The organism is Ferdinandcohnia sp. Marseille-Q9671 (genome assembly GCF_976954385.1).
Map to the genome: position 1 here is coordinate 330,374 of NZ_CDRJTA010000001.1, position 18,578 is coordinate 348,951.

24 protein-coding genes are annotated in these 18,578 nt (G+C 38.2%); 6 read left to right on the top strand and 18 right to left on the bottom strand.

Features of this window, described 5'->3' with window-relative positions; translation table 11 throughout:
- Positions 1–3: 3 nt before the first annotated feature.
- The 3 genes from ACWNMY_RS01765 to ACWNMY_RS01775 all read right to left on the bottom strand — a co-directional run bounded on the left by ACWNMY_RS01765 (position 4) and on the right by ACWNMY_RS01775 (position 2,589).
- On the bottom strand, positions 4–894 hold the full coding sequence (locus tag ACWNMY_RS01765) for an ATP-binding protein (protein ID WP_449536570.1): 891 nt from the start codon (positions 892–894) through the stop codon (positions 4–6).
- Positions 895–1,157: 263 nt separating this feature from the next.
- The gene (locus tag ACWNMY_RS01770; RefSeq protein ID WP_449536571.1) at positions 1,158–1,265 is read right to left on the bottom strand and encodes a putative holin-like toxin; all 108 of its coding nucleotides are present in this window, start codon (positions 1,263–1,265) and stop codon (positions 1,158–1,160) included.
- An 82-nt stretch (positions 1,266–1,347) separates the two neighbouring features.
- Positions 1,348–2,589, bottom strand: coding sequence for a DHH family phosphoesterase (locus ACWNMY_RS01775; protein WP_449536572.1), 1,242 nt, complete (start codon positions 2,587–2,589; stop codon positions 1,348–1,350).
- 198 nt (positions 2,590–2,787) lie between these two features.
- Here ACWNMY_RS01775 and ACWNMY_RS01780 point away from each other — a divergent pair, with 198 nt between their 5' ends.
- Positions 2,788–4,152, top strand: coding sequence for an MATE family efflux transporter (locus tag ACWNMY_RS01780; protein WP_449536573.1), 1,365 nt, complete (start codon positions 2,788–2,790; stop codon positions 4,150–4,152).
- A gap of 175 nt (positions 4,153–4,327) precedes the next feature.
- Here ACWNMY_RS01780 and ACWNMY_RS01785 read toward each other — a convergent pair whose 3' ends face one another.
- Entirely contained in the window at positions 4,328–5,155 is an 828-nt protein-coding gene (locus ACWNMY_RS01785; RefSeq protein WP_449536574.1) for a deoxyribonuclease IV, read from the bottom strand.
- Positions 5,156–5,255: 100 nt separating this feature from the next.
- Between ACWNMY_RS01785 and ACWNMY_RS01790 the strand changes: the two genes are divergently transcribed.
- Positions 5,256–5,390, top strand: a complete 135-nt coding sequence (locus ACWNMY_RS01790; RefSeq protein WP_449536575.1) for a hypothetical protein — start codon at positions 5,256–5,258, stop codon at positions 5,388–5,390.
- A gap of 378 nt (positions 5,391–5,768) precedes the next feature.
- Here the strand turns inward: ACWNMY_RS01790 and ACWNMY_RS01795 are convergent, their stop codons facing one another.
- The 3 genes from ACWNMY_RS01795 to ACWNMY_RS01805 all read right to left on the bottom strand — a co-directional run bounded on the left by ACWNMY_RS01795 (position 5,769) and on the right by ACWNMY_RS01805 (position 7,875).
- On the bottom strand, positions 5,769–6,053 hold the full coding sequence (locus tag ACWNMY_RS01795) for a hypothetical protein (protein ID WP_449536576.1): 285 nt from the start codon (positions 6,051–6,053) through the stop codon (positions 5,769–5,771).
- A 49-nt stretch (positions 6,054–6,102) separates the two neighbouring features.
- Positions 6,103–6,768, bottom strand: coding sequence for a bacillithiol biosynthesis deacetylase BshB2 (gene bshB2, locus ACWNMY_RS01800; RefSeq protein ID WP_449536577.1), 666 nt, complete (start codon positions 6,766–6,768; stop codon positions 6,103–6,105).
- A 762-nt stretch (positions 6,769–7,530) separates the two neighbouring features.
- Complete coding sequence (locus tag ACWNMY_RS01805) at positions 7,531–7,875, bottom strand: YojF family protein (protein ID WP_449536578.1); 345 nt, start codon at positions 7,873–7,875, stop codon at positions 7,531–7,533.
- A 172-nt stretch (positions 7,876–8,047) separates the two neighbouring features.
- On the opposite strand from ACWNMY_RS01805, the gene ACWNMY_RS01810 reads away from it, so the two are divergent.
- Complete coding sequence (locus ACWNMY_RS01810; RefSeq protein ID WP_449536579.1) at positions 8,048–8,281, top strand: hypothetical protein; 234 nt, start codon at positions 8,048–8,050, stop codon at positions 8,279–8,281.
- Between the two features lie 125 nt (positions 8,282–8,406).
- On the opposite strand, the gene ACWNMY_RS01815 is transcribed toward ACWNMY_RS01810, so the two are convergent.
- From ACWNMY_RS01815 to deoD, 5 genes are all read right to left on the bottom strand, one after another.
- Entirely contained in the window at positions 8,407–8,673 is a 267-nt protein-coding gene (locus ACWNMY_RS01815) for a phosphocarrier protein HPr (protein WP_449536580.1), read from the bottom strand.
- Positions 8,674–8,747: 74 nt separating this feature from the next.
- The gene (gene mutM / locus ACWNMY_RS01820; protein WP_449536581.1) at positions 8,748–9,557 is read right to left on the bottom strand and encodes a bifunctional DNA-formamidopyrimidine glycosylase/DNA-(apurinic or apyrimidinic site) lyase; all 810 of its coding nucleotides are present in this window, start codon (positions 9,555–9,557) and stop codon (positions 8,748–8,750) included.
- A 259-nt stretch (positions 9,558–9,816) separates the two neighbouring features.
- Positions 9,817–10,056 carry a hypothetical protein gene (locus tag ACWNMY_RS01825; RefSeq protein ID WP_449536582.1) on the bottom strand — a complete coding sequence of 80 codons (240 nt, stop codon included), beginning with the start codon at positions 10,054–10,056 and terminating at the stop codon, positions 9,817–9,819.
- Between the two features lie 91 nt (positions 10,057–10,147).
- Positions 10,148–12,334: an amidohydrolase family protein gene (locus tag ACWNMY_RS01830; protein WP_449536583.1), complete on the bottom strand. Its 2,187-nt coding sequence runs from the start codon at positions 12,332–12,334 to the stop codon at positions 10,148–10,150.
- 60 nt (positions 12,335–12,394) lie between these two features.
- Positions 12,395–13,099, bottom strand: a complete 705-nt coding sequence (deoD, locus tag ACWNMY_RS01835; RefSeq protein WP_449536584.1) for a purine-nucleoside phosphorylase — start codon at positions 13,097–13,099, stop codon at positions 12,395–12,397.
- Between the two features lie 415 nt (positions 13,100–13,514).
- On the opposite strand from deoD, the gene ACWNMY_RS01840 reads away from it, so the two are divergent.
- A complete protein-coding gene (locus ACWNMY_RS01840; protein ID WP_449536585.1) occupies positions 13,515–13,649 on the top strand; it encodes a hypothetical protein in 135 nt (44 codons plus the stop codon).
- Between the two features lie 14 nt (positions 13,650–13,663).
- Positions 13,664–13,810: a hypothetical protein gene (locus ACWNMY_RS01845; RefSeq protein ID WP_449536586.1), complete on the top strand. Its 147-nt coding sequence runs from the start codon at positions 13,664–13,666 to the stop codon at positions 13,808–13,810.
- 154 nt (positions 13,811–13,964) lie between these two features.
- On the opposite strand, the gene ACWNMY_RS01850 is transcribed toward ACWNMY_RS01845, so the two are convergent.
- A complete protein-coding gene (locus ACWNMY_RS01850; protein WP_449536587.1) occupies positions 13,965–14,735 on the bottom strand; it encodes a sporulation protein in 771 nt (256 codons plus the stop codon).
- A 142-nt stretch (positions 14,736–14,877) separates the two neighbouring features.
- Complete coding sequence (locus ACWNMY_RS01855; RefSeq protein WP_449538366.1) at positions 14,878–15,045, bottom strand: YozD family protein; 168 nt, start codon at positions 15,043–15,045, stop codon at positions 14,878–14,880.
- Between the two features lie 143 nt (positions 15,046–15,188).
- On the opposite strand from ACWNMY_RS01855, the gene ACWNMY_RS01860 reads away from it, so the two are divergent.
- Positions 15,189–15,383 carry a hypothetical protein gene (locus ACWNMY_RS01860; RefSeq protein WP_449536588.1) on the top strand — a complete coding sequence of 65 codons (195 nt, stop codon included), beginning with the start codon at positions 15,189–15,191 and terminating at the stop codon, positions 15,381–15,383.
- On the opposite strand, the gene ACWNMY_RS01865 is transcribed toward ACWNMY_RS01860, so the two are convergent.
- The 4 genes from ACWNMY_RS01865 to kamA all read right to left on the bottom strand — a co-directional run bounded on the left by ACWNMY_RS01865 (position 15,380) and on the right by kamA (position 18,518).
- Positions 15,380–16,072: a hypothetical protein gene (locus ACWNMY_RS01865; RefSeq protein WP_449536589.1), complete on the bottom strand. Its 693-nt coding sequence runs from the start codon at positions 16,070–16,072 to the stop codon at positions 15,380–15,382. The genes ACWNMY_RS01860 and ACWNMY_RS01865 overlap by 4 nt on opposite strands.
- Positions 16,073–16,486: 414 nt before the next feature.
- Complete coding sequence (locus ACWNMY_RS01870; protein WP_449536590.1) at positions 16,487–16,732, bottom strand: YozE family protein; 246 nt, start codon at positions 16,730–16,732, stop codon at positions 16,487–16,489.
- A gap of 46 nt (positions 16,733–16,778) precedes the next feature.
- A complete protein-coding gene (locus ACWNMY_RS01875) occupies positions 16,779–17,051 on the bottom strand; it encodes a YokU family protein (RefSeq protein ID WP_449536591.1) in 273 nt (90 codons plus the stop codon).
- A gap of 57 nt (positions 17,052–17,108) precedes the next feature.
- Complete coding sequence (gene kamA / locus ACWNMY_RS01880) at positions 17,109–18,518, bottom strand: lysine 2,3-aminomutase (RefSeq protein ID WP_449536592.1); 1,410 nt, start codon at positions 18,516–18,518, stop codon at positions 17,109–17,111.
- Positions 18,519–18,578: the final 60 nt, after the last annotated feature.

Below are 18,578 nucleotides of genomic sequence, written 5' to 3' on the forward strand. Positions count from 1 at the left end.
ACCTCACTCAAACAAAGTTTCTGCTATATTTTTAACCGCTGCTTTTTCTCTTTCATCCTCGAGCTTTTCAATAATTCCACGATCAATTGCACGTAACGGAGGCATATACATCGCTAAATCACATGTGTCAATTAATGCACGAATTGATGCAGCTTCTTCTGACAGCATTCCTCCACGAACCTGGGTGATCAAATCAGAAGACAAGGAAACAAATTTGTCGAGTAATTGTTCATCCTCTAGTGCTGTTTGTGATGTCAGAACTTCTTTTAATGTTTCACCTTGGATATATGGAACATCTATGACAACAAATCGATTTTTCAATGCTTCATTTAATGGCACTGTTCCAACATAGCCCTCATTGATGGCCGCAATCACACCAAACCCGTTCTCCGCTCGAACCACTTCAGCTGTAAATGGATTAGTAATCATTTTACGGTAGTCAAGAACACCGTTAAGGATTGGAAGTGTTTCAGGTTTTGCCATGTTAATTTCGTCTATATATAACAAATATCCCTTCTTCATTGCATTAATAACAGGGCCAGCTACAAATTCAATTGTCATCTTCCCTTGCTGCTCGTGAATGGTCTTAAATCCAAGCAGGCTCTCCGCATCGAGGTCAACCGAACAGTTGATACTGTACATTGGTTGTTGGAATAAAAAGGAGATTGTTTCTGCTAGCTTTGTTTTCCCAGAGCCTGTCGGGCCTTTCAACAGCACATTCTTTCCGATACTTAAGGCAATAATCGCATCCCGGATGATATTTATATCAGAAGGTGTGTATCCACCCTGTCCTACTAGGAGTTCATCACCAGCTGCCTTAGCCGCGTTTTTTCTATTTGAAATTTCATTTTGTATTTTTATCGGTAATTTCAATTCTTCAAATTGAATTGTCATGATGTATCAAATCCTCTCATACATATCTTATACCACACGTATTTTACAGAAGTTTATAGGTTGGGGCAATGAATTGACCTTGAAGTTCAAGTTATTGTGACATTTCCACTCAAAATGTGGTATGATAATACTAAATACTCGTAAAATACAAATAGACCGCAGATGTTACGAGCATCTACGGCCTAGCAATAGATTGGTTCCACTAAGGGGATCAGCCTAAGACAAAATAGACCTCACCCGATTTTTAGCGGAAAAAGGGAGGTCTATTTTTTATTGTTGTCAAAAGATAAAATCGCAACAACAAGAGACGCGAACGAAAGCATAATTGTAAGGCTTTCAAATATCGTCATATAGGCATCACCCCCTTTCATTGGGGCTTAGCCGACCACCCTATATGGACAACCTATTGCATACTTATTATAGCACATACCGATATGCGAATGTACGTTCTATTTAAAATTGGTTCTTTATACTCACTAAAGCTCCATCAAGATTAGCCTTAATGGCATCTTCTTTCTTCTTCAGATGTTCTCTAATATACGAAATCAATTCATTATCAAACGCCAAACCACTTGCAAACTGTCGTTTCACAAAACGCTCTGCTTCCTCAAACGTAGAAAACGTATCATCAAGTGTTTTCTTCTCATGGTGGATTGTCCACTGTCCGTCTCCTTTAAGGAATACAAACGATTTCTCCCCTTTTCGATTAACAAAAAGAGTTCCATTTTCGTTACCTTTTAGGTTCAGTTCATTTTCTGGTGCATCATGGCGTATTGCATAGATAGGGAATGTATTTTTCACAAAAAGTTCAAACGCGGTATCACCCATTGAACAACCAGATGCCTTCGGATGGCCGCCACCACCAAAACGTTTTGCAAATTCAGAAACATCTACCTCATCATAAATTGTACGTAACCCAATTTTCTTTGTTCCAACATTTAGTAATGCAATAAGATCTAGATGTGGATTCAGTTTGGCTAATGCGTTACCAAGTTCAGATAAATATTGCTCTGCGTGAACAATTCCCACACAGTAATCCTCAATGAACGTCTGTACAATTTGTCTGTTCTTCGAATTAATATATCGTTCGATTTTTTTATCTTCTGTATCTAGAAGAAATTCTTCCGGTTCTGTCAGTGTAAACGAATTGCGATTGTTTTGGAGTCGTTCAAGCATTTTTGCTTCAAATTCTTCAATGCCGATGATGAAAAATAAATCATTCAATCTTTTTGCTTCGATTCGGTTTTCCGACTCCCATTCCCACGTATCATAAAGACGAACTAGCTCAATAAATTCTTCTAAGCCTTTGCTTTTCTCAATCAGATTTTTTTCAAGAAGGAATTCATAATAAAGAGAGGTCGCGCATGTTTTCTTTCCAGAGTCATATTCTGCTTGTACAAAGCCCCAGTCATAATTATTAAAATGCATCGCTGTTTTATGATGGTCTACCATCTGTATGTATTGGCCAGCTTTATAACGTTTTTCTAATGCTTTTTCATTTTTGTCATTGACTGCGAGGTCTGTTATGTACACTTTCGCTTCATTGTTTTCAGGATTTTCAATGTATTTTTCTACACGCTCGTTTAAATTACGATAAGAGCAATAGGAGACATCAACTGTATCACCAAAGGCCAATTTTGCTACTAGTCCACATCCTACTCCGTCTAAGTCACTATCTGAGAATAATTTTATCAAATTGGATTCCCCCTTCACTCCTAGTTTCGATTATATTTCTTATTTTCATACCCTTTTACTACTTTACACTAAAAAACCAAAAAGGACGAATGAAAAAAATCACACATTTTAGTAGACTGAAAATATTTTCCCATTTCAAGAGAGAGAATTATGATATAATCCTCTAATTGAAATAGAAAGACAGAAAGGTATATTTTTATGAATCAAACATTTACTCTTAAACAAAAAAACAATCTATTCTTGCAAATACTTTTTCCCATTCTAGTGACACAGATTGGTCTGAATCTCATTAACTTTGTGGACACCATGATGTCAGGTCGTGCTGGAGCCAATGATCTCGCTGGAGTCGCCATAGGTTCAAGTCTTTGGGTCCCGGTGTACTCTGGGTTAGGAGGTATTTTAGTAGCAATCACACCTATCATTGCACAGTATGTAGGTGCGAAACAACGTGAAAAGGTACCTTTTGCTGTTATGCAAGGTGTCTATATCTCCATTGTTATCTCTTTAGTTGTTGTACTTATTGGGGGACTCGTTCTTGATTTCATTCTAGGTTCTATGAAGCTTGAAACGGAAGTAAGAGAAATCGCGAAGGACTATTTAATCGGACTTTCATTCGGGATTGTCCCTCTGTTTATGTATTCTGTACTACGTTCATTTATTGATGCTTTAGGCCATACACGTGTGACGATGATTATAACCCTTATCTCCCTACCGATTAATGTTCTATCTAATTATCTATTAATCTTTGGGAAGGCTGGCTTTCCTGAACTAGGAGGTGCTGGTGCAGGCTACGCAACCGCCATTACCTACTGGCTTATTATGTTAATCGCGATTTGGATTATTCTACAGAAGACTCCTTTTGTTGAGTTTGGGGTATTTCGCAAACTTTATTCCGTTTCACTTGCTAGCTGGGGTGAGATTTTAAAACTTGGATTGCCGATTGGGTTTGCTATCTTTTTTGAAACGAGTATTTTTTCTGCCGTTACCTTGCTCATGAGTGAATTCAATACAATTACCATTGCAGCTCACCAAGTCGCGATTAATTTTTCATCATTGCTTTATATGATTCCATTGAGTATTTCAATGGCACTAACCATTGTAGTCGGCTTTGAGGTCGGGGCAAAACGTTTTAAGGATGCCAAACAATATAGTGTATTAGGAGTTTGTATTGCTGTCTTAATGGCCCTGGTTTGCGCAGCAATTATTTTCTTGTTTCAAGAACCTATCGCGCGAATGTATTCAACGAATCCAACAGTCGTGAATCTTACTACACAATTCTTAATCTATGCGATTTTCTTCCAGCTATCAGATGCCATCGCAGCCCCCATCCAAGGTGCACTTCGGGGCTATAAAGACGTGAACACAACCTTTGTCATGACGCTCATCTCCTATTGGGTGATTGGTTTACCAGTCGGGTATGTGCTTGCAAATTATACGTCATTAGGTGCCTTTGGTTACTGGATTGGATTAATCGTTGGCCTCGCAGCAGGTGCTGTTACATTGTCAGGTCGTTTGATAATTGTGCAGAAAAAAGCTGCTCAGATGAAGGTAGAAACAGAATGAGTAGAACCAGCCTGTTATCAGGCTGGTTCTTTTTCATACTTCGTTTTAAGGGGTAGATTGGCTTTACTGTCACTAATGAACGAAATACTGTCACTATTTTAGTAATACTGTCACTATCGAGAAAATACTGTCACTATTACAGAAATACTGTCACTAACCAGAATTACACTCTTTTTTAAACCATCTCATTGAGATATCGCAACTCATCTTCATGTGAAAATTCACTAGTATGCGGCGTCTCCAAAACAAACGGGATATCGCCAAAAACAGAGCTCGATAGTAATTCCTTGATTTGCTCTACTTTAATTTCCCCATACGGAATATTCGCATGGCGATCCTTCATTGATCTGGTAGGATACATTGAATTGTTTAAATGAACAGCCTTTACATGTTCAAAATAGCCTAACTCAATCCCCTTCCCCTCAACTTCTGCCCAATTATCACCGTCCCATACACCACTAGCAAATACATGGCATGTATCTAAGCAAAAGGCTATCTTATCAGGATAATCGGTAAGCTGCCTAATCTGTACGAGTTCCTCCAGTGTGGTTCCTGTTGGTCCACTTTTTCCTGCATTGTTCTCTAACAAAAAGAGTGACTCACCCTCCCAACGCGAGAGTATTTCATTCATATTTTCAATCATTCTCTTATAGCCTGCTAAAGGATCTGGTTTACCTTTTAAGACGCCAAAATGAACAACCACCCCGACAGATCCACACTCATTTGCAATCTCAAGGTCATTTAACACAGAGTCGATTACAAGCTCAATTTGATTCTCCTCTGCCACCAAATTCGTTGGGTATGGGGTATGGGCAATTGTGACGATGTCATGCTCTTTACAGTACTGCGCACATTCCCTGGCATCATGGCGATTAAAATCCTTAACGGATAAGCTTCTAGGATTTTTAGGAAAGTATTGAAATGCTTTTGCACCTATTTTGTTCGCGTGTTGGGCTGCGCCTATATATCCATTTCGAATGCTAATATGACTACCAAATCTCATCATTTGTTCTCCTATTCACTAAATATCATTAGGTTTTTCAAGCAGAGAAAGAACTATTCAAATAATGAAAAATGGACATACTATTTTTGAGGTGACAGAATTGGAAAACTTTACATCAAAGGATGAAACAGTCCTCAATAAATCAATCGAAGAGCTTGAAGAAGAAATGGGCCTATATATTGTATCTCCTGAAAAAATCAGCGAGAGTAGTTCGACCTTAGAAAATGATGTATGAGTACACAAAAAAGAGCGGTGTCCCCGCTCTTTTTTAATTTGTGCTTATATTTTATTAATGAAAATACGACAATAGGCTAGCTGCTCTCCATAAAATGAAAAAAGAACATAAGCTAATAAACGTTGCACTTACTATTTTTGGTATCTTTTTATGTGTTCCTTTAAAAATTGATGTTGCTAAGGAAAAAGTAAATATCAAAAATAGAATGACTGAGATTTCCATATACATGTTCATCTCCATAAAAATACCCCTTTCATTCCTTGACACTATGTTGAGATATTTTGACGAGCTCATCTGTGTATATTTTTTGATTATAAAGGAATCTCAGTAGTTGTACAACGGAAATTCTACCTATTTGTAAAATTTTTCATATTTTATTTACACTTTCTTCACATTTTCCATTTCATCTAGATAAATGTGCTGCAGACTTAGCTTTTCTTCCATCGTTAGTGATGAATCGAAAATTCGTCGGCTCGCCATAAAAAACTTTTCATATGGCGTTTTTCGTAACCTTGGATGTGTTAGTTCATCTTTTAAATCTCTTTTAATCGTTGCACGAAGGATGTCTTCACTGTTTTCATCCTTACGCCATAGTTGTCGATTCATCCATAGCGATTGATAGGCCTTTAAAAGCTGATCAAAATCAACTGGATTGTTCTCCATTTTGATTGAGCTCCTTTTAAGTAGAACCCATTTCACTGGGCACTACAACTTAATCATCAAATTTATAGGTCCAATATACTTCGGTACGCAGCCAATCCATTATTTCGTTTTCTTTATCATCAATCTTTTTCAGCAAATTTCCCATTAAGCCTTCTGTCTGGGAACGATGTGCTCGTAATGTTGCTAATTTCATGTCCATGACTTCATCTACATTAAATTCTACATCATGCTCCCCAAGCTTTTCGACGCGATTATGTGTGATTGCTTTACAGAACACCTTTGGTCTATTTTCTTTGGGGAATCTCGCAACTGCACGAATCGTTGCTTCACCTGTTGCATCATGATCAGGGTGAACACCATGTCCTGGATAAAATGTGATTACAAGCGAAGGATTCACTTCTTTAATAATTTCTTCAATCTTGTCAGCTACTCTCTCCGGATCAAGAAATTCCAATGTTTTATCACGGTAACCTAGCATTCGAAGATCCGAAATTCCACATGCTTTACACGCTTCCATAAGTTCTCTTTTACGTATCTCTGGTAGAGTTTCTCTAGTTGCAAAAAAAGGATTTCCAAGGTTTCTTCCCATTTCTCCAAGCGTCAAACATGCATATGTAACGGGAACCCCTTTTGTTGTATGTAAACTAATTAAACCAGATACACCAAATGCTTCATCATCTGGATGTGGAAATACTACTAAAATTTGTCGTTCCATATCATTACTCCTTTATAGGATGTTCAAAAAAGTCCGGTGAAAATGACACGTCGAATTTTTTCGTTGGCTTGTTTTTCCGTTGCTCACGTATTGACTACATACGTTCCGCTACTCAAAACTGCGCCGCCTCAAACTTCTTGGTCCTTTTCATCCTCCTTTTTGAACCTTTATTTTAAGAATCGGATGTTCAAAAAAGTCCGGTGAAAATGACACGTCTTCAGAAGATCTTCGACTAAATACCGACACGTCCTGTGTCGAACGTCGAAGTCACCACTTCCTGTGGAAGCTCGTTGGCTTGTTTTTCCGTTGCTCACGTATTGACTACATACGTTCCGCTACTCAAAACTGCGCCGCCTCAAACTTCTTGGTCCTTTTCATCCTCCTTTTTGAACCTTTATTTTAAGAATCGGATGTTCAAAAAAGTCCGGTGAAAATGACACGTCTTCAGAAGATCTTCGACTAAATACCGACACGTCCTGTGTCGAACGTCGAAGTCACCACTTCCTGTGGAAGCTCGTTGGCTTGTTTTTCCGTTCCTAGGAAAAGAATATCACTTTTCCGTCTTGCGAAGCGAATTCTTTGAAGCATAACCTTATGCTCACGTATTGACTGCATACGTTCCGCTACGAAGGAACTGTGCCCCTCGAACTTTCGACGCACAGGATGTGCTAGTGTCGACAAGACATAAGGACGTGGCGTCCTTGTCGACGCGGTCCTTTTCATCCTCCTTTTTGAAATCTTTTTTTAAGAATATACCTTTTTTTAGAATGGGGTTGAACTAATTTGAAGGGCAACAGCTAGTTTTCCTTCTTCATCATGGCCCGCTAATAAAAGACGGTCCTTTTCGTCGAGTTCCCAATCTGTTAACCCTTCGGCATATATCCAGCCGATATCCATCTTTAGACCAACTCGATATGGATCAGTTCCAACGATTTTCCCCTCTGAATAAGTTACAAGAGCGTTACGAATAAACGCACCTGCAGATGTCTTACGTGTACCAGAATGAACAGCATAAGCTCCATTGGTAGTTTCAAGATGAATATAGACGCTTTGATTTGCAAAACGATTGATGATGTCCTGTACTTCTTCTTTCTTAATCGGTTTCAAATGTGAATCCTCCAAACTAAAATAAATGATCGTATATAAATATTAACGATTTTAACAAGAAAATACCAATAATGCGAACTAGAAATTTTAATAACAAGTAAATATTTGCACTTCTGGTATGATTTTCTATGTATTGGACATATTACGTATATGAAGAAGGTGGTGAGCAAGTATGACAAAAGAAAACCTTGAACTTGTGACAAATATGGAATTTGGTATTACACAGAAATTTGTACCGAACTTATGTGATGCAAAGACATTAAAGGTTGTTGAAATAAATAATTCATCTGTTCGAATTGAGTTAGAATCAAAGCAAAAAGGTGTATTCCCAATCTCTCATTTTCAGTATTTAATCCGCCATGGAGCACTCGTATTAGCAACTGAAGAAGGCGAAGAGACTGCGTAAAGTAATCGTGCCTTATTCATGACCGGTAACTTTATCTTTGTTCCAACCAGAATTAGTCAAGCAAGTTTTTTCTGTCGTAACATAAAAACAACCATCAAGCTGATGGTTGTTTACTTACTTTTCTATTATTCACCAAGACCTTCTTCTTTTAATACAGAAGCAAGTCCATTTAACGCGTCCTCTGCATCATTTCCCTCTGCTTGGATTACAATTTCTGATCCTTTAGGTACGCCTAAAGACATTACACCCATAATTGATTTAAGGTTTACTGATTTACCATTGAAAGAAAGTGTAATTTCTGATTGGTATTGGCTTGCTTTATGTACAAGTTTCGTTGCCGGTCTTGCATGTAGCCCCGCATCACTTGTAATAGTAAATGTTTTTTCTGCCATAATAATCCCTCTTTCTAATATTCGTTCTCCTTTAGAATAGCCATTAAACCCTATGATAATCAAGTGTTTTTTTTTTAGATTTGGCAATTTGCACAAAAAAATGTCTTCCTAGAAGAAATTAGTTTCTTCACAATTTTCGAACCACATCGTATACAAGTTTGACCTTCACGATCATAGACTTTACATTTCTCATTATAACCCCCAGTTAATTGGTCGTCCTTAAATAGAGGTTGTTCAATATAGCCACCAAACCGGATAGCTTCCTGTAAAACCGATTGAATGGAATGATACAATTTCTCAGTTTGTGTCTCATCAAGGGTATCAAAGGTTCGGGTGGGCAGTAGTCCTGCTTCAAAACATATTTCATCCGAGTAACAATTTCCAATTCCCGCGATAAAGTGTTGATCCACCAGTGTTGTTTTTAACCTCCCTCTTTTGTTTTCTATTAACTTTTCAAACTGTTGAGGTGTAAAATCTGGTTGTAACGGTTCGGGACCTAGGTCAGAAAACTCATCATCTATTTCTTTTGGGGTGAGGAGGTGCAAGTAACCTAATCGCAAACCAATAAAAGTAAGATGGTGAGAGGCAAAGGAAAGAATAACTTGTTTCGTCCTTGAAATCGTGTCGTTCTCTGTCTCAATATACATGAGACCGCCCAGCATGAGGTGAAGTAATAATCTCTTCCCTGTCTCTAACTCAAAAATGAGATGCTTTCCTCGCCTTTTTACGCTAATGATTTTGGTTCCAACTAATTCTCTTGTAAAGTCAGAAACAGGCGTATTGATTGATTTTTCACGATTAACCTCGACCGATTGAATGGTATGACCAGCTACTTTCAACTGCAAAAGGTTTTTATATGTTTCCATTTCTGGTAACTCAGGCATAATGACACCACCAAATTCTTTTCACTTAGCTTAAACAATTCACTACCATCTCATGTATAAGAAAAGCGAACGGCCCGCTGCCTTAGGCGACAAGCCACTAGATAAGTGCTGACAGAAGTCGCTTTTTGCCTTCAGAAGCAATTGTCTTGTGACCTCGGGCTGATGGCGAATTAAAGCTAGACATTGAAAACTGAGCAGGAAATCTTTATATGATCTTATCATTTAAAAATGCCACAGGAGGATTACCTCCGTGGCATGATTAATGTAGTTTCTCGATTTCATTTTGCAATTGTTTCGTACGTTTCGCATTTCCTTCTGCAAAATTAGTGAGTCTTTGTTTTAGCTCTTCGTCATGATGAACCCGTTCAGATGTATTTAAATAACGTCGCATCAATTCAGATTCTGCTTTATAGGCTGTTTCGAGAATGGCCTTTAACGAATTTTCAGTGAGCGTATCCTCACGATCCAGATCTCGATCATAATCCTTCTCATGGTTCATGAAAATCACCTCTTTAAAAGTATCCACTACTTGTCCGAGATTATGTTGTTTAACAATAGGGCGATCATACATGTTTTGGAAGGTAGAATGATTATTCAAATACCCCAATAATCGGTTGCCCGTTTTTTACGTGAGGTAGAACACCGCTATCGTCCTTCGCTATCTCACCTGACACTAGTACATATTCGATGCCAGTAGATAATGACGCCGGTTTTTCGGCTGTTGATGTATCAATAATTTTATCATAATCAAAGATTGTAATATCTGCGGTTGCACCCTCCTGAAGCCTTCCTCGGGTCGCCATGGCAGGAGCAACATCCTCTAGTTGCCTTGCCGAATGGATCGTTATTTTCTTCATACCTTCCATGAGTGGTAATACATCAAGGTCCCGAATATAACGACCGATGAATCGTGAAAATGTACCTGCGCCCCTTGGGTGATTATACTCGCTATTCATCGTGGCATCGCTACCAATCATACTATGGTCAACCTGGAGCGCTTTGATAAGCTCGTCTTCATTCATGGCATAAACAATAACCTGTCCGCCTTTTTTACGGTATTTCGAAAAGGTTTCCTCTGTTAAACGTTCCGATGTGCCTGCTACTTGGATATCCGAGTATGATATCCCAAAGCGTGATTGCCAATCCCCACTTAAACGCTCAAACGAAATGTCTGTCGCCCAAGAGTCGTATGGATATATATCATACGTTACATGGTATCCTTCAGCTCTAGCTTCTTCAATCAGTGCAAGGGCTTCATCCATAGCACCTGTACCTCCTGTACTGTGAAGGTGCATAAAATGTACCGGTGCATTAAGCTCTCTTGCATACCCAAGTACTTCTTTAACCGAATCAATGCTCGTATGTTCACCTGTAATTGCTGAGTGTCTACCATGGAAGTGAGTAACGAGCCCATATTTCTTTGCAACCTTCATAATGGCCTTAATCTCTTCAGGGGTTGTTCCTGGATAATACTCAGGACTAAAGGCTACTGAGAGTGCACCTTTTCTAATTTCTTCCTCAGCGCGTTTTACCATATAGTCAATTTGTTCTTGTGTAGGTGTTCCATGATTTCCAAGTCCAGCCTCATACCGAAGACGGACTGCAAAAAGCGCCCCACCGTAATTTACGGAAGTAGGAAATTTCTCGTATTGAGCAAAGAACCCATTAAAATCCACCGTACATCCATGCATTGAAAGGTTTGTTGTAACACCATCCCCAATTTTGAATTTTGCAGACATTGGATCTGGATTAAAGGAAAGCATATCAATAAATCCCGGACTAACTATTTTTTGGTACGCGTCAAGGACTGTATCTCCTTGAATATCTGTTTTGGTTATTGCAGCTACTTTGTCATCCTTAATCCCAACATGATAGCCAATTTTAATAGTTTCTTTATCAGGGTCTAAGACAATCCCATTTTTTATGACAATATCATAGTTTTCATTCTGAGTAGTGGAATCAGTATTACGGTTGTATTCATATTCTTTAATTTCCAGCGTGTCTTTTTTCGATCGGAAACCGACAAGCTGTTCCCCATCAAATAGAAATTTGTCTCCACTTATTTTTTTCAGTGGAGTGGTAACATTTGTGGATAATTCATGAACAAAGGCTGTGACTTTTTTCTTGTCCTTTATCGTATAAACAATATGCTCAAGCTCCGGATTCACATCGACCCAGTCCACATATGAATCTTTCGATGGTAAATCCACAACAAGTAAGTCCATATGTGAGGTGAAATCTATATTATTTAAAATAATCTCAGCCTTTTGTTCTTCTGGATTAGTTTTTGCATACAGCATTCCTTCGGTGTAACCATTTTTGAATTTTATATTGCTCAGTTTAGCCGAGCCTTCCAATGGAATCTCCGATACAGGTTCTTTTGTTGCTATATTAATCACATCAACGAAATTACTGCCATCCTTTTTTTGACCATATAAATACAAAAGATGGGCATCGGGATTCACTTCAACACCTTCATATATTTTATCCGTGCTTTTTGGTGGCTGAAAATCAGCCCATGGTTGTACATTGTCAATAATAGACTGTTCATGGTCCCCAATGTATAGCTTTTTTTCGCCTTTTTCTTCAAGAAATGCTAGTACTTGATTTCCATAAAAGGTGATACCCTCTATTTTGTAGCCGTTTACAATTAACTGACTTTTCAATTCTTCATCAGTATCCGTATAGGATTCAGATGGAGAAATGATTTTCAAACCAAAGAAGACGAAAAACGCAATTGCGACAATTAATACATATTTAACAAATCGTTTTTTCATATACTCATCACCCTAATAAAAAGGGGAAAAATCTCGTAACACGAAATCTCCCCCCCTTTCTTACTCTTTCAATGCCGCTTCTAGTGCAACTTCAATCATATCGTTAAAGGTCGTTTGTCGTTCTTCTGCTGTTGTCTCTTCACCCGTTAAAATATGGTCACTTACTGTTAATACGGATAATGCATTACGTCCAAATTTAGCCGCTAATGTATAGAGTGCAGTGGTTTCCATTTCGATTGCAAGAATACCGTAGTTTGCCCATTTTTCAAGCTCAGCATTTTCATTGTAGAAAACATCACTTGTAAAGACATTCCCAACTTTTAGTGCCATTCCTTTTTCACTTCCAACATCATATGCTCTCTTTAGTAAGTCAAATGATGCAGTCGGCGCATAATCCACACCACCAAAGGTTAGGCGGTTCATTTGTGAGTTGGTTGATGACGTCATGGCCAAGATTACATCACGAACCTTTACGTCCTTTTGAATCGCACCACATGTGCCAACTCGTATTAAATTTTGAACACCATACTCGTTCATTAATTCATGTATGTAGATTGAAATGGATGGTACACCCATTCCCGTTCCTTGTACAGATACTCGTTTGCCTTTATATGTACCGGTAAAACCTAACATACCTCTTACTTCGTTATAGCATGTAACATCTTCTAAAAACGTCTCTGCAATATATTTTGCGCGTAACGGGTCACCCGGAAGCAACACTGTTTCTGCGATTTCACCTTGTTTTGCACCAATATGTGTACTCATCTAATGTCCTCCTAAAAAAAATCTTACACTTTTCCTAGCATACCACAATTATATTCTACATCCAAATACGTCTTGGCGTATTTTCGCCAAATTTTTCGGCCCACATGAGGTGGTCAATAAAACGTTGCACATGGTGGCGTTCTAAGTCTTTGATTTTGTTGTTTTCTAAAAGTTTTTTATAAAAACATCTAGGTACCACCGGAGTCAGACTTCTGACTGAATAAAGTAAAAACATTCATTAACACAAAAATATGGGGAAAGATAATGGTGTATTACTTTAATTAGTTGTTAAGGGTTACCCCTATTCTGATTAAAGTAAGCCTCGGAATGACAGAGGAATGTTCAAAAGAGTTCTCAAAAATGGAATCACAAAATAACCAAAACATATTTGATTTGGTGGTAAGGGGGAAATCACTTGTCCAAGCAAGGAATGAGTAAAAAACTAAAACAAGCGGTTCAATATGCGAATGAAACTGATACAACAAAGGGTATTGGAAACCCGCCGAATACATCTAAAGGTGAAAAACAAGGCTTTATGCAGCCTAAGTAAATGGAGGGATTATTGTGGGTAAGAAAAACCGTAATCGCATAAATGCACCAAAGAAGAACAACCATATACCACCTGAAGCGATTGAGGCCGAACAGATCGCACATGGAAAAGAATTCTCTGCTGCTGGTGGCCGTAAAAATGGACCAGGACATAATGAGTAATAGAGCTGCTAACTGATAATATTGATTGAATCATTTGTCAGACAAGCCGCAAAGTCGAGCACAGACGCGAATAGAAGTTGCCTTCATGAGGCAACACGCAGCATGCGAGCGTTTTTCAACAGTCTGAAGGGCGTCCGATTGGACGCCCTACTTTTTAACTATGACGGCTGATTAACGAATTAATTTGCGATTTGAGATTTGGAAGGTCACTTGTATTCACAGTGAATCTCACATATGATTCATCCATCTCCAATGCTTCTGCAAGGAAGCTACCTAAACCACGTGCACGTCGGTCAACCTGCATCAATACTTCTAATTGATCTGGTGATTGAGGGAAGAACATGACCTCAACTTCGTCTAATTTACCTCGATATGCCCCGCTAGTTGGTACAAACTCAAATTCTTGAATAAACGGTAAACGTTTTCTCAAGCGATAAGGAGCTGCCTCACAATCCACCTTGCGTAAGCTAAAACCTAAGTCATATACCGCATTCAACACACCTGCCATTAAAGGTGATGGTGAAACGGAAAGATAATCTTTGTCAGTTGGGTCAATGGCATTTTTAATATCCAATCCTGTTTGAATCCAAACTTTTGTTTTTCCAAGTGTTGCTGGTGTATCAAGAGGAAGTACAAATGAAAAAGGAATTTCTCGTTTCTCATTGCTGCCTATTGTAAAACGTTCAACGATTTTTATTTTTTCAATGGTAGCTTGCTGATTAAACTTTCTGTCATTTGATTCTTTAAGATACGTTGTCATTAAGGAAAGATAAATCTCATCAATTTGCTGCTCTGTGCTACCACCTACAATCTCAACTACACCACTTACCTTTTCACCTACACGTAACTGATCTGTTGTGAGTTTCGTGTCTACCCTTGCACTACCGACACCAATACTTGATAAAATTTTATTAAATAAGGACATTATGAGTTCCTCCTCTTTTCTTTGGATATAAAACTATACGATTCTGATTGAAAAAGGTTTCTAACTTCTTCAAAAAAATCTTTCATACAACAAAAAAACGACGGATACACCGTCGAGTTGTAGGAGTGGATATGTATTATATTTATTCATTTTCCTCGTCAATGACGCATTTAAAGAGCAAATATTCAAATGTGATGTCGGCTAGCTCCTCTAGCTCTTCCTCACTTGGGGCAAATCCCCGCCCAACAAGTTCGTTATAGAAAAACTCCGCAATTTCCTCAGTGTCAATGACAACCTCGATCTCCTTCAGCATGATCGCCCCCTTTACTAAGATGTATGTTTAAATCTCTACACCTATGTCATTTAGTTATGTAATTATTTTTTAGTCATGAAATGGATTTCTCATACATAGGATGGAGTATAAAGTTGGACAAGCCTAATGGAGGGATTCACATGACAAAGCATGGTACAATCGTAAACTTTCCTATAAAAGAAGAAAATCAGACAAACAAAATCCTTGAATTTATTGATGGGGAACAATTTGACAAAGTACTAGGAAAAGTAACAAAAGGTTTATTTTCTATTATTCTATTTTTAGGGATCCCTTATTTTTTCTACGTGTTGGTACAAGCTTGGTTCATTGGTTAATCGTTACCCTTCCCAGTTTCAAATTTTTGTAGATTTTTCATAGCTAAATCCATTACGTCTTTATATTTTGGATCCTGGAACATGTCGTACAGGATCTTATAATCGTTGTACACATCAAGTAATCCATCAATGATTTCTTTTTTCTCCTTCTTAATACGCATATGATCTTTTTCGGATTTACGATAAATATCCATATTTTCATACATCCCCACATTTTTGTTTTTCTTTTTCACAAAATACTTTAATGAATATTTTTGAAGGAATGTTTCTGCTTGATCAAAATCTGCAAGTAGTGTTAGCTCATCCTCTCCTGCTTCGAGCCACTCACCATCTGTTAATCGTGCTAATTCATAAATCACATCCTCCCATGCACCCTCTTTGTACCGCCATATTTCAGTGTGTATTCCGACAATCTTGAATACATCGTTGTCATACCCCTGTACGAAGACAAGGTCACCAAAATAATACTTATACTCGATTTCTAGTTTTTCAATTTCAATCGGCATGGCTTTATAGTGTGACAGCAGGGTTAATGACGATTCAGCGTAAAAAGCCTCGCCTTTATTCACTTTATATAGATAATTTCCATCAAGCTTACGAATATCGGTCACAGATCCCACTGTTCCATATAACGTAACAACGACAATGTCACCGATTTTGTATTTGGGCTTTTTACTTTTCTCTTCCATTTATCATCATCCCTCTGCTTCCTGTGTCGATTTGAAGGGTGTGAGATAGTATATGCAAGTCTTTGCTAAAACGGCAATATAATGAGGCTTGTGAGATAAGAAAAATTTACTGATGGCGAGCCTAAAATTTTGGGGGAATGCTGTTCGATTTAGCGATTGTTTGGGACATGGGGATTTGGTTAGTGACAGTATTTTCACGGATAGTGACAGTATTTCGTGAATAGTAACAGTATTTTTCTGATAGTGACAGTAATATGAAAATAGTGACAGTATTTTTCTATTTTAGTAGGATCACATGTCTATAAAAGAAAAAAACCACCGAGATTTTGCATCTCAGTGGAATAAATCAAATAACCCTACCATATTTAATCCTAATTTCTCGAATTTCCTGAAAAATTATATTTAAAAGTAAAACTAATCTTCATTTTTATAAAGCTCCCAGGCATTATCAAAAATAGACATGCTTTTCAAATAATGCCCGTTTAGCTCAAGATACGAGCTCAATTCGTCATAGTCAGTTGAATAAATTGGAAAGCTATGATCCAAATAGACATCATTCGCAAATTGACTAATTTCATCCCTCGTTTTTGCTGCACGATACTTTACAATATAATGGTAAAATGACTTCCCCACGACACCACATCCTACATAAGCGTTCATTTTTGTCATTTTATCACGATATGGAAGCATGTCAAATCAAAAATGTTTAAAAACGGAAGTAGTTATGCTTTAAAAACCTAGGAATGTCCATGAGTTCCTTATATCCAATTGTTTTCGAAAGTTTTTTCGTATCAATTAACAGAAGCTGGTCTTCAATTTCGTTAATTATGCTTTCTTCCTGATATTCCATTCCACATTCTTCACATTTTACGCAAGGTGTCTCTGAAATTTCAATTGCGCACGTTCCATCAGGCAGTTCCCAATACACACTGTTTGTGGTTTCACGTGCTTTTTCCGATTCACACCACATACAATTCAAGCCAATCCCTCCTTTTTAAACAATGGTGAAGTTATCGTACCCACCATACTAGTAATCCTAAGACTGGTCTTTCTTTTCGGTACCTTTCATTTTTTCTAGTGTAGATTTGAACTTTTTCTCCTTCAGTTCATCTCGTTTGTCACGTTTATCCTTTAATGTACTATGTGTTGGATCCTCATTGTATTTCTTTCTTCTTGAGATTCGGTTAATTCCTTCAGGGACAAGATTAAAGCCCTCACCCAGTAGTCCCGCTATCCCCGCAGTTGACTTTTTATCCTCAAGTGAACCAACATGCTCGGTAAAATAAGCATCCGCACGACCTGGCACGTAGTTCTCCGGTTCTGGATACGTTGTAATGACACCTTCAAAGTTACGCAGCACCACTTTTTCGGGACTTTGTGAGAGTAAATAGTTAGGCTGTACCGCGATTTTTCCGCCTCCACCTGGAGCGTCGACGACGAATGTTGGCACCGCATAGCCCGAGGTGTGTCCACGTAAGCCTTCGATAATTTCCAAGCCCTTTGAAACCGGCGCTCGAAAGTGTCCAATTCCTTCAGATAAATCACATTGATAAATATAATAAGGTCGAACCCTAATTTTCACTAAATCATGCATTAGCTTTTTCATAATTTCGACACTGTCATTAATTCCAGCTAAAATAACCGATTGGTTCCCAACCGGAACACCTGAGTTTACAAGCATCTCACACGCTTTTTTCGCTTCCTCTGTAATTTCAATTGAAGTATTAAAGTGAGTGTTTAACCAGACCGGATGATATTTTTTTAGAATATTACATAGGTTTTCAGTTATACGTTGCGGAAAAACAACTGGCGCTCTCGTTCCAATACGGATGATTTCCACATGCGGAATTTCACGTAAGTTTTTCAAAATGTATTCAAGGATATTATCATTGATGAGGAGACCGTCTCCTCCAGAAATCAATACATCACGAACCTCTGGCGTATTCGCAATATACCCAATCGCAGCATCTAATTGTTTTTTCGGCACACCCATGCCAATTTGGCCGGAAAATCGTCTCCGTGTACAATACCGACAATACATGGAGCATTGGTTTGTCACTAAGAAGAGAACACGGTCCGGATAGCGATGCGTTAAACCTGGAACAGGTGAATCTTCATCCTCTTCAAGTGGGTCCTCTAGGTCATATTTCGTTTTGTGAATTTCTTTTCCAATTGGTACAGATTGCATTCGAATTGGGCATCGAGGATCGTCAGGATTCATTAATGATGCATAATATGGCGTAATATTTAATGGAATTGTCTTAGTAGAAATCAAGACACCTTCCTCTTCTTCTGGTGTCAGGTTTATCACTTTACGTAAATCGTCTATGGTACGAATGGTATTCGTTAATTGCCAAATCCAATCATTCCATTGCTCCTCCGTAACATCCTTCCATAATTCAATGTCTTTCCAATGACGTTTAGGTTTGTATAAATTCATATGCATAAAAAATCTCCTCCCTACTACCATTTACATGCAAGTTGCATGCCAAAATGAATAGCAGGA